The organism is Burkholderia guangdongensis (assembly GCF_013403875.1).
Lineage (GTDB): Bacteria > Pseudomonadota > Gammaproteobacteria > Burkholderiales > Burkholderiaceae > Burkholderia > Burkholderia guangdongensis.
The window spans coordinates 23,543-41,132 of the sequence record NZ_JACBNX010000005.1 but is presented as its reverse complement, the minus strand read 5'-3'; the positions used below and the strand labels follow the sequence as shown (position 1 = coordinate 41,132).

The following is a 17,590-nucleotide window of genomic DNA, read 5'->3' as shown; positions in this document are numbered from 1 at the left end:
CCGCGCGCCGGGAAGCCCGTGCCGAACGCCGTCGCAACGGCCGCCGGCACGAACCCGTGTGATACATTTCAACGTCAGTTCGCAAAACTACCATATCGCCGTCTTTTCGCCGCATGTCCGACCGTCAGGAATCCGCCGTCGCAGCACCCGAAGCGGGACCTCCCAAGCACGATCACCCCGTCCTGCGCCGGGTGTTCAAGGTGACGCTGGCGGTTGGGATCGGCGCGTATTTCGTCTCCGCCGGCACGCTGCTCGGGCTGCGCTACGTGCTGCTGCCGCGCATCGACGAATTCCGGCCGCGCATCGAGCAGGCCGTCTCCGCGAAACTTCACGCGCAGCTGACGATCGGCAAACTTTCCCCTTACTGGTCCGGCCTGCAGCCGGGCGTCGAGGTCACGCAGCTCACGATCCGCGGCCACGACGGCAAGCTCGCGCTGTCGGTGCCGCACGCGCGAGCCGCGCTGTCGTGGAGTTCGCTGCTGCATCTCGCGCCCGCGCTGTCGAGCCTGATCGTCGACCAGCCCGACCTGCTCGTCGAGCGCACCGCGGACGGCGCGCTCTACATCGCCGGCGTCGCGGTGCCGACGGTGCGCCGCGGCGGCAACGACGCGTTCAGCACGTGGCTGCTGAAGCAGGAAGCGATCGTGCTGCGCGGCGGCACGCTGCGCTGGCGCGACGCGAAGCACGACGCGCCGGAGCTCGCGCTCGCCGGCATCCGGCTCGCGGTGCTGAACGACGGCCGCGTGCACAAGCTCGCGTTGCAGGCGCCCGCGAACGGCACGCTGCTGCTCGGCCCGCTCGATTTCCGCGCGCGCTTCACGAGCAAGGCGCTCGAGCCGATCGGCAAACCGGCGAACTGGACCGGCGACGCGTATCTGTCAACCGGCGCGGTCGACCTGCCGACGCTCGCGCGCTATGTGACGATGCCGCTGACGATGCACGCGGGCCGCATCGACAACGCGATCTGGGCGACGTTCCACGACGGCCGGCTGCGCTCGGCGGGCGGCAACCTGCAGGGCAGCGACGTCGCGCTGCGCGTACAGCCCGCGCAGCCGCGCCTCGACGTGCCAGTCGCCGGGTTCGGCTGGGACATGACGATGGAGCCCGGCCGCGACTACACGCTGCATCTGTCGCATCTGCACGCGGAGCTCGGCCAGCCGCCGCTGCCGGACGGCACGCCGCTGTCGCGCACGCTCGCGCTCGCGACGCTGACCGCGCGCTACCGCGTGCCGGCCGCCGACCAGGGGCAGCTGTTCAGCGTGGCCGGCGATCGCGTCGATCTCGGCATCCTCGGCGAATTCGTGCGCGCGCTGCCGCTGCCCGCGCGGCTGCGCAACGCGCTCGTGCGGATCGATCCGCGCGGGATGGTCGCGAACTATCGAATCGAGCTCGAGCGCGCGACGCCCGCGCGCGCGGAGCTCGCGAACGAGGCGCAGCCGCACCCGATCGCGCCGATCGTCCATTACCGCTTCCTCGCCGACCTGCAGGGGATCAGCTTCGCGGCGCAGGAGCCGCCGCCCGGGCTGTCGCCGCGCGGCCACCCGCGCGCGGGCGTGCCGGGCGTCGAGAACCTGTGGGGCCACGTCGACGCGAAGGAGACCGGCGGCGCCGCGCGTTTCGACACCGTGAACGCCGCGGTCACCGTGCCGGGCGTGTTCGACGTGCCGCGCCTCACGTTCGACCGGCTGCAGGGCAGCACGAGCTGGGTCGTCACGCCCGCGCCGGGCGACAAGCACGCGCGCGTCGACGTGCAGGTGCCGAAGCTCGTCGCCGCGAACCCGGACGCCGAGGTCACGGTGTCCGCCAGCTATTCGAACCCGGGCCATGGCCGCGGCTCGCTCGACCTGCGCGCGGACTTCGCGCGCGCGGCGGTCGCGCGGATTCCGCGCTATCTGCCGACGAGCCTGTCGGACCGGCTGCGCGCGTATCTCGGCCACGCGCTGCAGGCCGGCCAGGTGACGAAGGGCGCGTCGATCGTCGCGCACGGCCCGCTCGCGACGTTCCCGTACTCGCGCAATCCGGACGACGGCATCTTCCACATCGTCGCGCCGTTCACCGGCGGCCAGTTCGAGCCGACGCCGTATCCGCCGCGCACGCTCGCGAACGGCACGCCGAACTACTGGCCGGCGCTCGAAGGGATCGCCGGCACGTTCGAGATCTCGCAGAACAAGCTGCGCTTCGACATCGACCGCGGACATTACAAGGGCGTCGCGGTGACGAAGGTCAGCGGCCGGGTCGCCGATCTCGGCCATCCGCTCGTGTCGCCGCTCGTGATCGACGGCCATGCGCGCGGCCCGCTCGCCGACCTGATCGACTACGCCGATCACAGCACGCTCGGCGACCTGAGCCGGCACGTCGGCGAGAAGGTGCGCGCGACCGGGCCCGCGTCGCTCGCGCTGAAGCTGACGCTGCCGTCGCACCTCACGCACAAGCGCCCGAGCATCGAGGGCACGCTCGGGTTCGACGGCGACACGCTCGCGGCCGACGGCGTGCCGCCGCTATCCGCGCTGCGCGGCGACGTGCGCTTCACGCAGGCGGGCGGATCGGTGCAGAACCTGACCGCGCGCCTGCTCGGCGGCCCCGTGCGCGCGAGCGGCAGCGCGCAGACGCACGGCGGCTACGCGTTCAACGTCGACGGCCGGATCGGCCTCGACGCCGCGCGCGGCGCCGCGCTGGGCGGCCTGAGCCTGCGCGGGCCGGCGGCCGCGCTGCTCAAGCGCGTGACCGGCGACGCGCCGTACCGGCTCACGGTGCGCGGCGCGAAGGGCAGCCTGCCCGAGATCGACGCGCATTCGGACCTGACGGGCGTCGCGCTCGACTTCCCCGCGCCGTTCGCGAAGCCGGCCGGCGCGGCGATGCCGTTCAGCTTCACGCTGAAGCCGGCGCCGCAGGCGAGCGCCGGCCAGCGGCTCGAGAACGCGAACCTGCAGTTCGGGCCGGTCACGGCGAACTACGTGCTCGACGCGACGCGCGGCGCGGCGCTGCGCGCGGTGCGCGGCGCGATCGGCGTGAACCGGATGCCGGACATGCCGCAGGACGGCGTCAGCGGCGCCGTCGACATCGCCGCGCTCGACGCGGACGCGTGGCTCGCGTTCGCGCGCACGCTGCGCACGCCGGGCCCGGCCGAGGCGAGCGCGCCGAACGCGACGAAGCTCGATGCCGCGAGCTTCGTGCCGAAGCGCTTCGCGCTCCACGTCGGCGCGCTGACGCTGCTCAAGCGCAACTGGGAGAACGTGATCGTCGGCGCGTCGCACGTCGACAATCTGTGGCAGGCGAACATCGCGTCGAATCAGGTGTCCGGCTATCTGTCGTGGACGCCGGGCGGCCGCAACGGCGCGGGCGCGCTCAACGCGCGGCTCGCGAAGCTCGTGATTCCGGAAGGCACACAGCACGATCTGGTCGGCCGCGCGGTGGATCTGTCGACGCCGCCCGACCGCCCGATGCCGTCGATCGACCTCGTCGTCGACCAGGTCGTCACGCGCGGCCACGACATCGGCCGGCTCGAGGTCGACGCGCACAACTTCGACGACAACGGCGCGCCGGTCTGGCAGCTCGACAAGCTCGAGCTGTCGAATCCGGCGGCGAAGCTCACCGCGACCGCGAACTGGCGCGCGTCGCGCCGCGCGCTCGCGGACGGCTCCGACGAAACCAGCGCGCCGCGCCGCACCGTGTTCGACTTCAAGCTCGACATCGGCAATGCGGGCGACCTGCTCGACCGCGTCGGGCTGCCGCGCACCGTCGAGGACGGCCACGGCTCGGTGACCGGCCACGTCGCGTGGCGCGGCGGCCCGACGAAGCCCGACTATCCGTCGCTCGACGGCCATGTCGCGCTCGATCTCGAGCAGGGCAAGATCCTGAAGGTCAACCCCGGCGCGGCGAAGCTGCTCGGCGTGCTGAGCCTGCAGAGCCTCGCGCAGTTCCTGACGTTCGACTTCCACAGCCTCGTCGGCAAGGGGCTGCCGTTCCAGAAGATCACCGGCACGAGCCAGATCGCGAGCGGCGTCGCGCGCACGAACGACTTCCAGATGACGACCGCGCCCGCGAAGGTCACGCTGAACGGCATGGTCGATCTGCGCGCGAAGACGCAGGATCTGCACGCGCACGTCGCGCCGAAGGTCGGCGCGGGCACCGCGGCGATCGCGGCCGCGATCGTGAACCCGGTGCTCGGCCTCGGCGTGCTGGCCGCCGACGTCGCGCTGTCGCAGACTTTGCAGCACGCGTTCGCGCGCGACTACGCGATCACCGGCTCGTGGACGCACCCTCACGTCGAGCGGGTGCGCGGCGATCAGGGTAAGATGAACCGCGATGCGGGCGGCTCGGGCGCGGCGGGCAAGCCAAGCCCTTGAGCCGACCGATCCGACCCTACGCGGGCCGCCCCTATTGATGACGCAACCGATTCCGCGATGACCGACTCCACCGTTTCCGCCGGGCCCGTGCGCGTCGCCGCGCTGCAGATGGTGAGCACGCCGGACGTCGGTCGCAATCTCGCCGAGGCCGACCGGCTGATCGCCGAGGCGGCGGCCGGCGGCGCGACGCTCGCGCTGCTGCCCGAATATTTCTGCTTCATGGGCCACCGGGACACCGACAAGCTCGCGCTCGCCGAGCCGCACGGCGACGGCCCGATCCAGCGCTTTCTCGCCGACGCCGCGCGCCGCCACCGCGTGTGGGTGATCGGCGGCACGCTGCCGCTGAAAGCGCCCGAGCCGGGCCGCGTGCTGAATACGACGCTCGTGTTCGACCCCGCCGGCCGCGAGGCCGCCCGCTACGACAAGATCCATCTGTTCAATTTCGAGAAGGGCGACGAGTCGTTCGACGAGGCGCGCACGATCCGCCCCGGCGACACGGTCGTCACGTTCGAGGCACCCTTCGGCCGAGTCGGGCTGTCGGTCTGCTACGATCTTCGCTTTCCGGAGCTGTACCGGCGCATGGGCGACTGCGCGCTGATCGTGGTGCCGTCCGCGTTCACGTACACGACGGGCCGCGCGCACTGGGAAATGCTGCTGCGCGCGCGGGCGGTCGAGAACCAGTGCTACGTGCTCGCGGCCGCGCAGGGCGGCAAGCACGAGAACGGCCGGCGCACGTGGGGGCACAGCATGCTCGTCGATCCATGGGGCGAGATCGCCGCGCTGCGCGACGAGGGCGCGGGCGTCGCGGCGGGCCCGCTCGATCCGGCCCGCATCGCGGACGTGCGCCAGAGCCTGCCCGCGTGGCGGCACCGCGTGCTGAAATGAAACGCTCCCGGGGCCGACACGCCCCTTGAAACGCGGCGCACGTGCGCCACCTGCAACGAACGAACACGCTTCAGACCATTTTTTAGAGTTCCCGACATCCGCATGAACATCATCGAACCCGGCATCCGCAATCTCGCACTCGCGAAGGACATCCTGCTCACGCCGTACGGCCTCGACGAGGGGCTGCTGACGCGCACGATCGCCGACATCTTCACGCATCGCGTCGATTACGCGGATCTCTACTTCCAGGCGACCCGCAGCGAGGCATGGAGCCTCGAGGAAGGGATCGTCAAATCGGGCAGCTTCAGCATCGACCAGGGCGTCGGCGTGCGCGCCGTCGCGGGCGAGCGCACCGCGTTCGCGTACTCCGACGACCTGTCGCCGGACGCGATCCGCCAGGCCGCGGCCGCCACCAAGGCGATCGCGGCGGCGGGCGGCGGCAGGCAGAAGGTGAAGGCGGCCACGTCGCTCACCGGCATCTCGGGCCGCGACCTGTATCTGCCCGCCGACCCGCTCGCGTCGCTCGACGCGACCGCGAAGGTGAAGCTGCTCGAGCGCGTCGAGCAGATGGCGAGGAGCCGCGACCCGCGCATCACGCAGGTGATGGCGGGCCTCGCCGGCGAATACGACGTCGTACTCGTCGCACGCAGCGACGGCGCGCTCGCGGCCGACATCCGCCCGCTCGTGCGCGTGTCGGTGACGGTGATCGCCGAGCAGAACGGCCGGCGCGAAATCGGCAGCGGCGGCGGCGGCGGCCGCTTCGACTACGGCTACTTCACCGACGCGGTGCTCGAGCGCTACGTCGACGACGCGGTGCACGCGGCGCTGGTCAACCTCGACGCGCGCCCGGCGCCGGCCGGCGCGATGACGGTCGTGCTCGGGCCGGGCTGGCCCGGCGTGCTGCTGCACGAGGCGATCGGCCACGGGCTCGAGGGCGACTTCAACCGCAAGGGCTCGTCCGCGTTCGCGGGCCGGATCGGCGAGCAGGTCGCGGCGAAGGGCGTGACCGTCGTCGACGACGGCACGCTGCCGAACCGCCGCGGGTCGCTGAACATCGACGACGAAGGCAACCCGACGCAGTGCACGACGCTGATCGAGGACGGCATCCTGAAGGGCTACATCCAGGACACGCTGAACGCGCGCCTGATGAAGATGCCGGTGACCGGCAACGCGCGGCGCGAATCGTACGCGGCGCTGCCGATGCCGCGGATGACGAACACCTACATGCTGAACGGCGACAAGGATCCGCAAGAGATCATCGAGTCGGTGAAGAACGGGCTCTACGCGGTGAATTTCGGCGGCGGCCAGGTCGACATCACGAACGGCAAGTTCGTGTTTTCGGCGTCCGAGGCGTACATGATCGAGGATGGCAAGATCACGTATCCGGTCAAGGGCGCGACGCTGATCGGCAGCGGCCCGGAATCGCTGAAGTACGTGAGCATGATCGGCAACGACATGTCGCTCGATTCGGGCGTCGGCGTGTGCGGGAAGGAAGGCCAGAGCGTGCCGGTCGGCGTCGGCCAGCCGACGTTGCGAATCGACCGGATGACGGTCGGCGGCACGGCATAACCGCATCGCCACGCAGATAATCCGCGCGCATTGCGCAACGCGCGCGGATTTTCCGCATTTTTTGCATTCCCCGGTTGTCAGCCGCGCTTCGACCCGGTATAAATATCGCATCAACTTTTTTGATGAATCGCGTCGCCGCCATGTCCGCCAAGTTTTATTTTTACTTTTACTGGTATCTCAGACCGCTGGCGGATCGAGAGGGTTGATGGCGCGCGAAGCGCAAACGAAATTCCCGAAAAACCGCCGGCAAGCCCGGCGGTTTTTTTTCGCCCGCCGCGCCCAGCCGCCGGCCCCGGACCGAAACGATGAATCAGCCGCCCGAGCGCGGCCAAACGAACCAGGAGAATCCACATGCCCCCGCACAATACCGACGACGTTCGCATCCGTGAACTGAAGGAACTGACGCCGCCCGCGCACCTGATCCGCGAATTCGCGTGCTCCGAAGCGGCGTCCGAGCTGATCTACAACGCGCGCCGGTCGATGCACCGGATCCTGCACGGCATGGACGACCGGCTGATCGTCGTGATCGGGCCGTGCTCGATCCACGACACGAAGGCGGCAATCGAATACGCGGGCCGGCTCGCGAAGGAGCGCAAGCGTTTCGCGAACGAGCTCGAGATCGTGATGCGCGTGTACTTCGAGAAGCCGCGCACGACGGTCGGCTGGAAGGGGCTGATCAACGATCCGCACCTCGACAACAGCTTCAAGATCAACGAGGGCCTGCGCACCGCGCGCGAGCTGCTGCTGCAGATCAACGAGATGGGCCTGCCCGCCGGCACCGAGTACCTCGACATGATCAGCCCGCAGTACATCGCGGACCTGATCTCGTGGGGCGCGATCGGCGCGCGCACGACCGAGTCGCAGGTGCACCGCGAGCTCGCGTCGGGGCTGTCGTGCCCGGTCGGCTTCAAGAACGGCACCGACGGCAACGTGAAGATCGCGGTCGACGCGATCAAGGCCGCGTCGCAGCCGCACCATTTCCTGTCGGTGACGAAGGGCGGCCACTCGGCGATCGTGTCGACGGCCGGCAACGAGGACTGCCACGTGATCCTGCGCGGCGGCAAGGCGCCGAACTATGACGCTGAAAGCGTGAACGCCGCGTGCAACGACATCGGCAAGGCCGGCCTCGCCGCGCGCCTGATGATCGACGCGAGCCATGCGAACAGCTCGAAGAAGCACGAGAACCAGATTCCGGTCTGCGCGGACATCGGCCGCCAGCTCGCCGCCGGCGACGAGCGGATCATCGGCGTGATGGTCGAATCGCATCTCGTCGAAGGCCGCCAGGACCTGAAGGAAGGCTGCGAGCTGACGTACGGCCAGAGCATCACCGACGCGTGCATCAACTGGGACGACAGCGTGAAGGTGCTCGAGGGCCTCGCGGAGTCGGTGAAGGCGCGCCGCGTCGCGCGCGGCAGCGGGAACTGATCATTCGAGCGCGCCGGAGCCGAAGATCTCGGTGTTCACGCGTTCCGGCGCGACGCCCAGCGCGACGAGCGCGTCGCGCTGCGCCCTCATGAACGCGATCGGGCCGCAGATGTAGTAATCGGCATCGGGCACGAGCGCGTACTGCTCGATGCGCGCCGGCGTCAGGCGCCCTTCGAGATCGTGATCGACGCCGACGCGATCGTTCGGCCCGACCTCCTCGTACAGCACCGTGCGCGTCACGTTCGCGTGCGTGCGCGCCGCGTCGTTCAGCCAGTCGCGGAACGCATGCACCGCGCCCGAGCGGCACGCGTGCACGAAGCGCACGTCGCGCGGGCTGCCTTCCTGGCTGCCGTCCGCGATCAGCGTCGACGCGATCGACACCATTGGCGTGATCCCGACGCCGCCCGAAATCAACACGACCGGCGTTTGCGCATCGCGCTTCAGCGTGAAATCGCCCATCGGCGCGGTGACCTCGACGATCGCGCCCTCCTCGACGCCGTCGTGCATCAGCGTCGACACCTTGCCGGCCGGAACCGCTTCGGCGCCGCCCGCCTCGCGCTTCACCGAGATGCGCAGCCACTTGCCGTGCGGCGCGTCCGACAGGCTGTACTGGCGCGGCTGTTCGACGCCGAGCTCACCGACGAAGCGCTTCACCGTCACGTACTGCCCCGGCTCGAACGACGGCGCCGCGCCGCCGTCGGCGGGCGTCAGGTAGAACGACGTGATCTCGTCGCTCTCGCGCACCTTGCGCGCGACCTTGAACGGCCGGAAGCCGCTCCACGCGGCGCCCGCGTACAGATTCGCCTCGACGCCGATCAGGATCTGCGCGAGCTGGCCGTACGCGACGCGCCACGCTTCGAGCGTGGCCGGATCGACCGCGTCGCCGAGCACCTCGACGATCGACGCGAGCAGGTTGTCGCCGACGATCGGGTAATGCTCGGGGCGGATGTTCAGGCTCGCATGCTTGTGCGCGATCCGCGTCACCGCGCCGCCAAGCGCGCCGAGATTGTCGATGTTCGCCGCGTACGCGTAGACCGCGCGCGCAAGCGTCTGCTGCTGGCTGCCGGTCGCCTGGTGCGTCTGGTTGAACAGGTTCTTCAGCTCCGGATGGCGGTTGAACATGCGCTGATAGAAATGCTTCGTGATCGTCGCGCCGTGCTCGGCGAGGACGGGGGCGGTGGCCTTCACGCGGGCCATCTGGTCGGTGGTCATCTGGGTCATGAGCGTTCTCCGTTAAACATGCTCACACAATACATCTTTAAGACCGCAACCTGCCCCGGGCAAATTGTCGCAGTGCAATAACGGGGAGCGAAGGCGGCCGGCCAGGTGCGGCCAGTCAAGTTCGGCCAGTCAAGTTCGGCCGGCCGGGTGCGACGGGCGCCGCGCGTGCGTGCCGTGCGCCGGCCGGTCGTTACGTCAGGTGTGTCGTCAGCGCACGCGCTCGCGGTCCCAGAGCACGTCCGTGCCGCCGGCCGCGCGGTTCAGCACGCGCGCGAGCACGAACAGCAGGTCGGACAGCCGGTTCACGTAGCGGCGCGGCGCGTCGTTCAGCGTATCGCCCGGCGTGTCGTTCAGCGCTTCGCGGCGGCCGAGCGCGACGATCGCGCGCTCCGCGCGGCGGCACACCGTCCGGCACACGTGCGCGAGCGAGGCCGCGCGCGAGCCGGCCGGCAGGATGAATTCCTTCAGCGGCGGCAGCGTCGCGTTGTAGTCGGCGAGCCAGCCGTCGAGCCGCGCGAGATGCTCGGTATCGATGAACGCGTGGCCCGGCATGCACAGCTCGCCGCCGAGATCGAACAGATCGTGCTGGATCGTCACGAGCGCCGTGCGCACGTCGTCCGGCAGCGGCTCGGCGAGCAGCACGCCGATCTGCGAGTTCAACTCGTCGACGTCGCCGATCGCGGCGACCCGCGCGTCGTCCTTGCCGACGCGCCGCCCGTCGCCGAGTCCGGTCGTGCCGTCGTCGCCGGTGCGCGTCGCGATCTTGCTCAAGCGGTAGCCCATAACGCAATGCTCTCCTTGGTGTCGATGTGTGTCGATGTATATCGATGTGTATACGCCCGCGATTATCGCAGCCCGCGCCGCGGCTCGCAGCCGGCGTTCGAGCGTAGAATGAGCCGGATCGCCGTGTATTGCGGCAAATTGTTGCGGCAAATATAAGCTGGAGACTCGCGTGAATCACCCCGCCCCGCCGGCCGTCGGCCGCCGGCCGCTCCCCCCTGCCCTGCTCGATGCGCTGCGCGCCGCGTTCGGCGAGCGCGTGTCGACGTCCGACGCGGTCCGCACGCATCACGGCCGCGACGAATCGCCGTTCGATCCACAGCTCCCCGACGCCGTCGTGTTCGCGCACAGCGCCGACGACGTGCGCCAAGTGGTGTCGCTCTGCGCGCTCCACGGCGTGCCGCTGATCCCGTACGGCGCCGGCTCGTCGCTCGAAGGTCATCTGCTCGCGGTGCGCGGCGGCGTGTCGCTCGATCTGTCCGACATGAACCGCGTGCTGTCGATCGACGCGGAAGACCTGACCGTCACCGTCGAGCCCGGCATCACGCGCAAGGCGCTGAACGACGCGCTGCGCGACACGGGCCTCTTCTTCCCGATCGATCCCGGCGCCGATGCGAGCATCGGCGGCATGACCGCGACGCGCGCGTCCGGCACGAACGCGGTGCGCTACGGCACGATGCGCGAGAACGTGCTCGGGCTGACCGCGGTGCTCGCCGACGGCCGCGTGGTGAAGACCGGCACGCGCGCGCGCAAGTCGTCGGCCGGCTACGATCTGACGCGCCTGTTCGTCGGCTCCGAGGGCACGCTCGGCGTGATCACCGAGATCACGCTGCGCCTGCATCCGCTGCCCGAGGCGGTGTCGGCCGCGATCTGCGCGTTCCCGTCGATGGGCGACGCGGTGCGCACCGTAATCGAGACGATCCAGCTCGGCGTGCCGATCGCGCGCGTCGAGTTCGTCGACGCGCTCGCGATTCGCGCGATCAACCGCCACTCGAACATGACGCTCGCCGAGGCGCCGACACTGTTCTTCGAATTCCACGGCACCGAAGCGGGCGTGAAGGAACAGGTCGAGCTCGTCGAATCGCTCGCCGCGCAGCACGGCGGCCAGGACTTCGAATGGGCGACCCGCCCCGAGGACCGCAGCCGCCTCTGGGCCGCGCGACACAACGCGTACTTCGCGATGCTGCAATTGAAGCCCGGCTGCCGTTCGGTGACGACCGACGTCTGCGTGCCGATCTCGCGGCTCGCTGACTGTGTCGTCGAGACCGACGCGGACTTGCGGGCGTCGTCGCTGCCGTGCCCGATCGTCGGCCACGTCGGCGACGGCAACTTCCACGTCGCGATCCTCGTCGATCCGGCGAAGCCGGAGGAGCTCGACGAAGCGGAACGGATCAACGAGCGGATCGTCGAGCGGGCGCTGCGCATGGGCGGCACCTGCACCGGCGAGCACGGCGTCGGCCTGCACAAGATGCGCTTCCTCGAGAAGGAGCACGGCGAGGCCGCGGTCGATACGATGCGCGCGATCAAGCTCGCGCTCGATCCGCGCAACCTGATGAACCCGGGCAAGATTTTCAAGTGCTGAGCCCGCGGCTTGGCATGGGGCCGGAGTAAGCGCTGAAGCGCCAACTCCGGCCGACAAGGAGGAGACACAATGAACGCACCCGCCGAACTGTCGGCCGAGATGCGCGCGCAGCGCCAGCGCGAAGTCGTCCAGGCGCTGATGGCCGTGCTGCCGACGCAATGCCTGCGCTATCGCGACGAGGACACCGCCGCGTACGAATGCGACGGGCTGTCCGCGTACCGGCGGCTGCCGCTCGCGGTCGCGCTGCCCGAGACCGAATCGCAGGTGCAGCGCATCGTGCAGATCTGCCGTCGCCTCAACGTACCGATCGTGCCGCGCGGCGCGGGCACGAGCCTGTCCGGCGGCGCGCTGCCGATCTCGAACGGCGTCGTGCTGTCGCTCGCGCGCTTCACGCGGATCGTCGAAGTCGATCCGTACGCCCGCACCGCGACGGTCCAGCCCGGCGTGCGCAACCTCGCGATCTCCGACGCCGCCGCGCGCTACGGGCTCTACTACGCACCCGACCCGTCGTCGCAGATCGCGTGCACGATCGGCGGCAACGTCGCCGAGAATTCCGGCGGCGTGCACTGCCTGAAGTACGGCCTCACCGTCCACAACGTGCTGCGCGTGCGCGCGGTGACGAGCGACGGCGAGATCGTCGAGCTCGGCTCGCTCGCGCTCGACGCGCCCGGCCTCGACCTGCTCACGGTGCTGATCGGCAGCGAGGGAATGTTCGCGATCGTCACCGAGGTCACGGTGCGGCTGATCCCGAAACCGCAGGCCGCGCAGCTCGTGATGGCGAGCTTCGACGACGTCGTGAAGGGCGGCAACGCGGTCGCCTCGCTGATCGCGTCCGGGATCATCCCGGCCGGGCTCGAGATGATGGACAAGCCCGCGACGCAGGCGGTCGAGTCGTTCACGCACGCCGGCTACGACGTCGACGCGAAGGCGATCCTGCTGTGCGAATCGGACGGCACACCGGAGGAAGTCGCCGAGGAGATCGTCCGGATGACCGCGGTGCTGCGCGAGCACGGCGCGACGCGCGTGCAGGTGTCGCGCACCGAGAGCGAGCGGCTGCGCTTCTGGTCCGGCCGCAAGAACGCGTTCCCGGCGGCCGGCCGGATCTCGCCGGACTACTACTGCATGGACGGCACCGTGCCGCGCCGCGCGATCGGCCCGCTGCTCGCGCGGATCGAGCAGATGGAGACGCAGTACGGGCTGCGCTGCATCAACGTGTTCCACGCGGGCGACGGCAACATGCATCCGCTGATTCTCTACAACGCGAACGATCCCGACGAGCTGCACCGCGCGGAGCTGTTCGGCGCCGATATCCTCGAGACCTGCGTCGAGTTCGGCGGCACGGTCACGGGCGAGCACGGCGTCGGCGTCGAGAAGCTGAACTCGATGTGCGTGCAGTTCTCGCCGCAGGAGCGCGACGCGTTCTTCGCGGTCAAGCGCGCGTTCGATCCGCCCGAGATCCTCAATCCGGACAAGGGCATTCCGACGCGCGCGCGCTGCGCCGAGTATGGCCGCCAGCACGTGCGCGGCGGGTTGTTGCCGCATCCGGACATTCCGCGATTCTGACGCGCGCGGCAGCATGCGCCGGGCGGCATCGCGCCGCGCCGTCCGGCGACGTTTTTCCGGACCCTAGGGATAGTCGCGATGTACGCGCATGCGACCCCGGTACAATCGACCGGACGTACCACGAGACAACAACCGATCATGGAAGAGGACGACATCGTCGCCGGCTGGGCCGAGCGCATCCGCGCCGCCAGCGCCGACGGCCGCACGTTGCGGATTCGCGGCGGCGGCACCAAGGACTGGTACGGTCAGACGCTGGACGGAGAGATACTCGACACGCGCGCACATCAAGGCATCGTGTCCTACGATCCGGCGGAGCTCGTCGTGACGGCCCGTGCCGGCACGCCGCTGATGCAGCTCGAGGCGGCGCTCGCCGAGCGCGGCCAGATGCTGCCGTTCGAGCCGCCGCATTTCGGCCGCGCGGCGACGCTCGGCGGCTGCATCGCGGCCGGCCTCGCGGGCCCGCGCCGCGCGACGGCCGGCGCGCCGCGCGACTTCGTGCTCGGCGTCCTGCTGATGAACGGCCACGGCGAGGCGCTGCGCTTCGGCGGCCAGGTCGTGAAGAACGTCGCCGGCTACGACGTGTCGCGGCTGATGGCCGGCGCGCTCGGCACGCTCGGGCTGATGCTCGAGCTGTCGATCAAGGTGCTGCCGGTGCCGGTCGCCGAAGTCACGATGAAATTCGACATGAACGCGACCGACGCGGTTCGCAAGCTCAACGAATGGGGCGGCCGGCCGCTGCCGATCAGCGCGAGCGCGTGGCGCAACGGCACGCTCGCGCTGCGGCTGTCCGGCGCCGAGGCCGCCGTGAAGGCCGCGAAGACGACGCTCGGCGGCGAGATCGTCGACGCGGTCGAGAGCGAGCGCTTCTGGGAAGGCCTGCGCGAGCAGACCGACCCATTCTTCGCGGCCATTCCGCCCGGCTACGCGCTGTGGCGGCTGGCGTTGCCGTCGATCACCGAGCCGCTGCACCTGCCCGGCACGCAGCTGATGGAATGGGGCGGCTCGCAGCGCTGGTGCATCACCGACGCCGACGCGCAGACCGTCCGGATGAGCGCGAAGCAGGCGGGCGGCCACGCGACGCTGTTCCGCGCGGGCACGTCGTACGACCGCAGCGCGGGCGTGTTCACGCCGCTACCGGCACCATTGATGAAAATCCATCGCGGCCTGAAGGCCGCGTTCGACCCGGCACGCATCTTCAACCGCGGCCGGCTGTACCCCGATCTCTGAGAGCGCGATGCAGACGAACCTCGCGGATTTCATCCGCAATACGCCCGACGGCGACGAGGCCGACGCGATCCTGCGCAAATGCGTGCACTGTGGCTTCTGCACCGCGACCTGCCCGACCTATCAGCTGCTCGGCGACGAGCTCGACGGCCCGCGCGGCCGCATCTATCTGATCAAGCAGATGGTCGAGGGCGCGACCGTCACGCGCAGCACGCAGCAGCATCTGGACCGCTGCCTCACGTGCCGCAGTTGCGAGACGACCTGCCCGTCCGGCGTCCAGTACGGCCACCTCGTCGAGATCGGCCGCAAGCACGTCGAGGCGCAGGTGCGGCGCCCGCTGTCGCAGCGGCTGTTCCGGCGCGTGCTCGCGAGCTTCGTGCCGAACAGCGCGCTGTTCTCGCCGGTGATGCGGCTCGGCCAGCACGTGCGCCCGCTGCTGCCGAAGCGGCTGCGCGACAAGGTGCCGCCGCGCACGCGCCTGCTCGAATGGCCGCACCGCACGCACGCGCGCAAGATGTTGATGCTGGCCGGCTGCGTGCAGCCGTCGATGCTGCCGAACATCAACATCGCGACCGCGCGCGTGCTCGACGCGCTCGGCGTCGAGACCGTCGTCGCGCCCGAGGCCGGCTGCTGCGGCGCGGTGCGGCTGCATCTGAACTATCACGACGAGGCGCTCGACGACGCACGCCGCAACATCGACGCGTGGTGGCCCTACGTCGAGCGCGGCGTCGAGGCGATCGTGATGAACGCGTCCGGCTGCGGCGCGACCGTGCTCGAATACGCGCACCTGCTGCGCGACGACCCCGCGTATGCGGCGAAGGCGCTGAAGATCGCGTCGCTGACGCGCGACATCTCGGACGTGCTGCTGCCGTTCGAGGCCGAGCTCGCGACGCTCGCGCGCCGCCGCGCGGTCCACACGGTCGCGTACCATCCGCCGTGCACGCTGCAGCACGGCCAGCAGTCGCGCGGCAAGGTCGAGCGGCTGCTCGAGACGCTCGGCATCGAAGTCCATCTGCCCGCCGACAGCCATCTGTGCTGCGGCTCGGCCGGCACCTACTCGCTGACGCAGCCGTCGCTGTCGTACAAGCTGCGCAAGCAGAAGCTCGCGAAGCTGCAGGCGCTCGAGCCGCAGATGATCGTGTCCGCGAACGTCGGCTGCATCGCGCATCTGCAAAGCGGCACCGCGATTCCGGTCGCGCACTGGGTGCAGCTCGTCGAGCATCTGCTGTACGGCTGACGCGCGGCGCGCACGGCACGCCGCGCCGCGCCGGCCCCAGCGCTCCGTATAATGCGAACCGAAGCGCCGCGCAGCGTGCGGCGCGCCGCTATCGCCATTCCAGCCGTTCCAGGCGTTTGCGCTGTTATTCGCTGTCATCCGCTGTTATCTTCGCCCGCCGTCATGTCCGATCTCGCCGCCCGCCTCGATTCCGTCCACCGCCGCATCGCCGACGCCGCCCGCGCGGCCGGCCGCGATCCCGCCGCCGTCACGCTGCTCGCCGTATCGAAAACGTTCCCCGCCGACGCGGTGCGCGACGCGCACGCGGCCGGCCAGCGCGCGTTCGGCGAGAACTACGTGCAGGAAGCGATCGACAAGATCGACGCGCTCGCCGATCTGCGCGCGTCGCTCGAATGGCATTTCATCGGGCCGCTGCAATCGAACAAGACGCGGCCCGTCGCCGAGCGCTTCGACTGGGTGCATTCGGTCGACCGGCTCAAGATCGCGCAGCGCCTCGCCGAGCAGCGGCCCGCGCACCTGCCGCCGCTGAACGTCTGCGTACAGGTGAACATCAGCGGCGAGGCGTCGAAGAGCGGGGTCGCGCCGGCCGACGTCGCGAGCGTCGCGCGCGCGGTCGCCGCGCTGCCGGCGCTGCGGCTGCGCGGGCTGATGGCGATCCCCGAGCCCGCCGGCGACGCCGACGCGCAACGCGTGCCGCACCGCGCGCTGCGCGAGATGTTCGACGCGCTGCGCGCGGACGGGCTACCGCTCGACACGCTGTCGATGGGCATGTCCGCCGATCTCGACGCGGCCGTGCTCGAAGGCGCGACGATCGTGCGCGTCGGCACCGCGATCTTCGGTGCGCGCGACTATTCGCGCTGATCCGCCGCACTCCTCTCATCCCCTGACTTTCCGGACATTATGAAAATCGCATTCATCGGCGGCGGCAACATGGCCGCGGCACTGATCGGCGGCCTGATCAAGCGCGGCATCGCCGCGAGCGGCCTGTACGCGATCGACGTCAACGAAGCGGCGCGCGAGCGCACCGCGCAGCAGTTCGGCATCGCGACCGGCGCGGCCGTCGACGCGGCGCTCGCCGGTTACGACGCGATCGTGCTCGCGGTGAAGCCCCAGGTGCTGAAGGACGTCGCGCAGGCGCTCGCGCCGCATCTGCAATCGCAGCTCGTGATCAGCATCGCGGCGGGCATTCGCGGCACGGACCTCGCACGCTGGCTCGGCGGCTACGCGCGCATCGTGCGCACGATGCCGAACACGCCGGCGCTCGTCGGGATGGGTGTGACGGGGCTCGCGGCACTGCCGGGCGTCGACGCCGCGGGCCGCGCGCTCGCGTCGGACGTGCTCGGCGCGGTCGGCGAGACGGTGTGGTTCGACGACGAGTCGCAGCTCGACGCGGTCACGGCGATCTCGGGCAGCGGCCCCGCGTACGTGTTCTATTTCATCGAGGCGCTGCAGGAAGCGGCGCGCCGCCTCGGCCTGAACGACGAGCAGGGCCGCGCGCTCGCGGTCGCGACGTTCACCGGCGCCGCGCAGCTCGCCGCGCAGTCGGGCGAGCCGGCGAGCGTGCTGCGCGAGCGCGTGACGTCGAAGGGCGGCACGACGGCGGCCGCGCTCGCGTCGTTCGACGCACAGGGCGTGAAGGAAGCGATCGTGAACGGCGCGCTTGCGGCGCAGGCGCGCGCGAAGGAGATGGGGGACGAGCTGGGCGCGGCGTAACGGTCGGCCGGCGAGTTGACCGGCGAGTGGCCGGTGAGTCGGCCG

13 protein-coding genes are annotated in these 17,590 nt (G+C 70.3%); 10 read left to right on the top strand and 3 right to left on the bottom strand.

Annotated elements, in window-relative coordinates; genetic code table 11:
* Positions 1-113: 113 nt before the first annotated feature.
* From HZI36_RS06830 to tldD, 3 genes are all read left to right on the top strand, one after another.
* The gene (locus HZI36_RS06830) at positions 114-4,346 is read left to right on the top strand and encodes a YhdP family phospholipid transporter (protein WP_179401878.1); all 4,233 of its coding nucleotides are present in this window, start codon (positions 114-116) and stop codon (positions 4,344-4,346) included.
* Positions 4,347-4,403: 57 nt separating this feature from the next.
* Positions 4,404-5,231: a carbon-nitrogen hydrolase family protein gene (locus tag HZI36_RS06825; RefSeq protein WP_179401877.1), complete on the top strand. Its 828-nt coding sequence runs from the start codon at positions 4,404-4,406 to the stop codon at positions 5,229-5,231.
* A gap of 102 nt (positions 5,232-5,333) precedes the next feature.
* Entirely contained in the window at positions 5,334-6,800 is a 1,467-nt protein-coding gene (gene tldD / locus HZI36_RS06820; RefSeq protein WP_179401876.1) for a metalloprotease TldD, read from the top strand.
* A gap of 110 nt (positions 6,801-6,910) precedes the next feature.
* Here the strand turns inward: tldD and HZI36_RS06815 are convergent, their stop codons facing one another.
* A complete protein-coding gene (locus tag HZI36_RS06815; RefSeq protein ID WP_179401875.1) occupies positions 6,911-7,153 on the bottom strand; it encodes a hypothetical protein in 243 nt (80 codons plus the stop codon).
* Here HZI36_RS06815 and aroG point away from each other — a divergent pair.
* Positions 7,152-8,225 (top strand): 3-deoxy-7-phosphoheptulonate synthase AroG, encoded by a 1,074-nt coding sequence (gene aroG, locus HZI36_RS06810; RefSeq protein ID WP_179401874.1) that lies wholly within the window; start codon positions 7,152-7,154, stop codon positions 8,223-8,225. The genes HZI36_RS06815 and aroG overlap by 2 nt on opposite strands.
* Here aroG and hmpA read toward each other — a convergent pair whose 3' ends face one another.
* A complete protein-coding gene (gene hmpA, locus HZI36_RS06805) occupies positions 8,226-9,446 on the bottom strand; it encodes an NO-inducible flavohemoprotein (RefSeq protein WP_179401873.1) in 1,221 nt (406 codons plus the stop codon).
* A 207-nt stretch (positions 9,447-9,653) separates the two neighbouring features.
* Entirely contained in the window at positions 9,654-10,229 is a 576-nt protein-coding gene (locus HZI36_RS06800) for a cob(I)yrinic acid a,c-diamide adenosyltransferase (RefSeq protein ID WP_179401872.1), read from the bottom strand.
* Positions 10,230-10,398: 169 nt separating this feature from the next.
* Between HZI36_RS06800 and HZI36_RS06795 the strand changes: the two genes are divergently transcribed.
* From HZI36_RS06795 to proC, 6 genes are all read left to right on the top strand, one after another.
* Positions 10,399-11,808, top strand: coding sequence for an FAD-linked oxidase C-terminal domain-containing protein (locus HZI36_RS06795; protein ID WP_179401871.1), 1,410 nt, complete (start codon positions 10,399-10,401; stop codon positions 11,806-11,808).
* A gap of 69 nt (positions 11,809-11,877) precedes the next feature.
* Complete coding sequence (locus HZI36_RS06790; protein WP_179401870.1) at positions 11,878-13,371, top strand: FAD-linked oxidase C-terminal domain-containing protein; 1,494 nt, start codon at positions 11,878-11,880, stop codon at positions 13,369-13,371.
* A 138-nt stretch (positions 13,372-13,509) separates the two neighbouring features.
* Entirely contained in the window at positions 13,510-14,598 is a 1,089-nt protein-coding gene (gene glcE, locus HZI36_RS06785) for a glycolate oxidase subunit GlcE (RefSeq protein ID WP_179401869.1), read from the top strand.
* A 7-nt stretch (positions 14,599-14,605) separates the two neighbouring features.
* Positions 14,606-15,832 carry a glycolate oxidase subunit GlcF gene (glcF, locus tag HZI36_RS06780; RefSeq protein ID WP_179401868.1) on the top strand — a complete coding sequence of 409 codons (1,227 nt, stop codon included), beginning with the start codon at positions 14,606-14,608 and terminating at the stop codon, positions 15,830-15,832.
* Between the two features lie 162 nt (positions 15,833-15,994).
* Positions 15,995-16,693: a YggS family pyridoxal phosphate-dependent enzyme gene (locus tag HZI36_RS06775; protein ID WP_179401867.1), complete on the top strand. Its 699-nt coding sequence runs from the start codon at positions 15,995-15,997 to the stop codon at positions 16,691-16,693.
* 39 nt (positions 16,694-16,732) lie between these two features.
* On the top strand, positions 16,733-17,545 hold the full coding sequence (gene proC / locus HZI36_RS06770) for a pyrroline-5-carboxylate reductase (RefSeq protein WP_179401866.1): 813 nt from the start codon (positions 16,733-16,735) through the stop codon (positions 17,543-17,545).
* The last annotated feature ends 45 nt before the right edge of the window (positions 17,546-17,590 follow it).

What these genes read in the sequence shown, in the direction of transcription:
- HZI36_RS06830 (WP_179401878.1), top strand. Translation starts at nt 114, where the DNA reads ATGTCCGACCGTCAGGAATCCGCCGTCGCAGCACCCGAAGCGGGACCT.
- HZI36_RS06825 (WP_179401877.1), top strand. Translation starts at nt 4,404, where the DNA reads ATGACCGACTCCACCGTTTCCGCCGGGCCCGTGCGCGTCGCCGCGCTG.
- tldD (WP_179401876.1), top strand. Translation starts at nt 5,334, where the DNA reads ATGAACATCATCGAACCCGGCATCCGCAATCTCGCACTCGCGAAGGAC.
- aroG (WP_179401874.1), top strand. Translation starts at nt 7,152, where the DNA reads ATGCCCCCGCACAATACCGACGACGTTCGCATCCGTGAACTGAAGGAA.
- HZI36_RS06815 (WP_179401875.1), bottom strand. Translation starts at nt 7,153, where the DNA reads ATGTGGATTCTCCTGGTTCGTTTGGCCGCGCTCGGGCGGCTGATTCAT.
- hmpA (WP_179401873.1), bottom strand. Translation starts at nt 9,446, where the DNA reads ATGACCCAGATGACCACCGACCAGATGGCCCGCGTGAAGGCCACCGCC.
- HZI36_RS06800 (WP_179401872.1), bottom strand. Translation starts at nt 10,229, where the DNA reads ATGGGCTACCGCTTGAGCAAGATCGCGACGCGCACCGGCGACGACGGC.
- HZI36_RS06790 (WP_179401870.1), top strand. Translation starts at nt 11,878, where the DNA reads ATGAACGCACCCGCCGAACTGTCGGCCGAGATGCGCGCGCAGCGCCAG.
- glcE (WP_179401869.1), top strand. Translation starts at nt 13,510, where the DNA reads ATGGAAGAGGACGACATCGTCGCCGGCTGGGCCGAGCGCATCCGCGCC.
- glcF (WP_179401868.1), top strand. Translation starts at nt 14,606, where the DNA reads ATGCAGACGAACCTCGCGGATTTCATCCGCAATACGCCCGACGGCGAC.
- HZI36_RS06775 (WP_179401867.1), top strand. Translation starts at nt 15,995, where the DNA reads ATGTCCGATCTCGCCGCCCGCCTCGATTCCGTCCACCGCCGCATCGCC.
- proC (WP_179401866.1), top strand. Translation starts at nt 16,733, where the DNA reads ATGAAAATCGCATTCATCGGCGGCGGCAACATGGCCGCGGCACTGATC.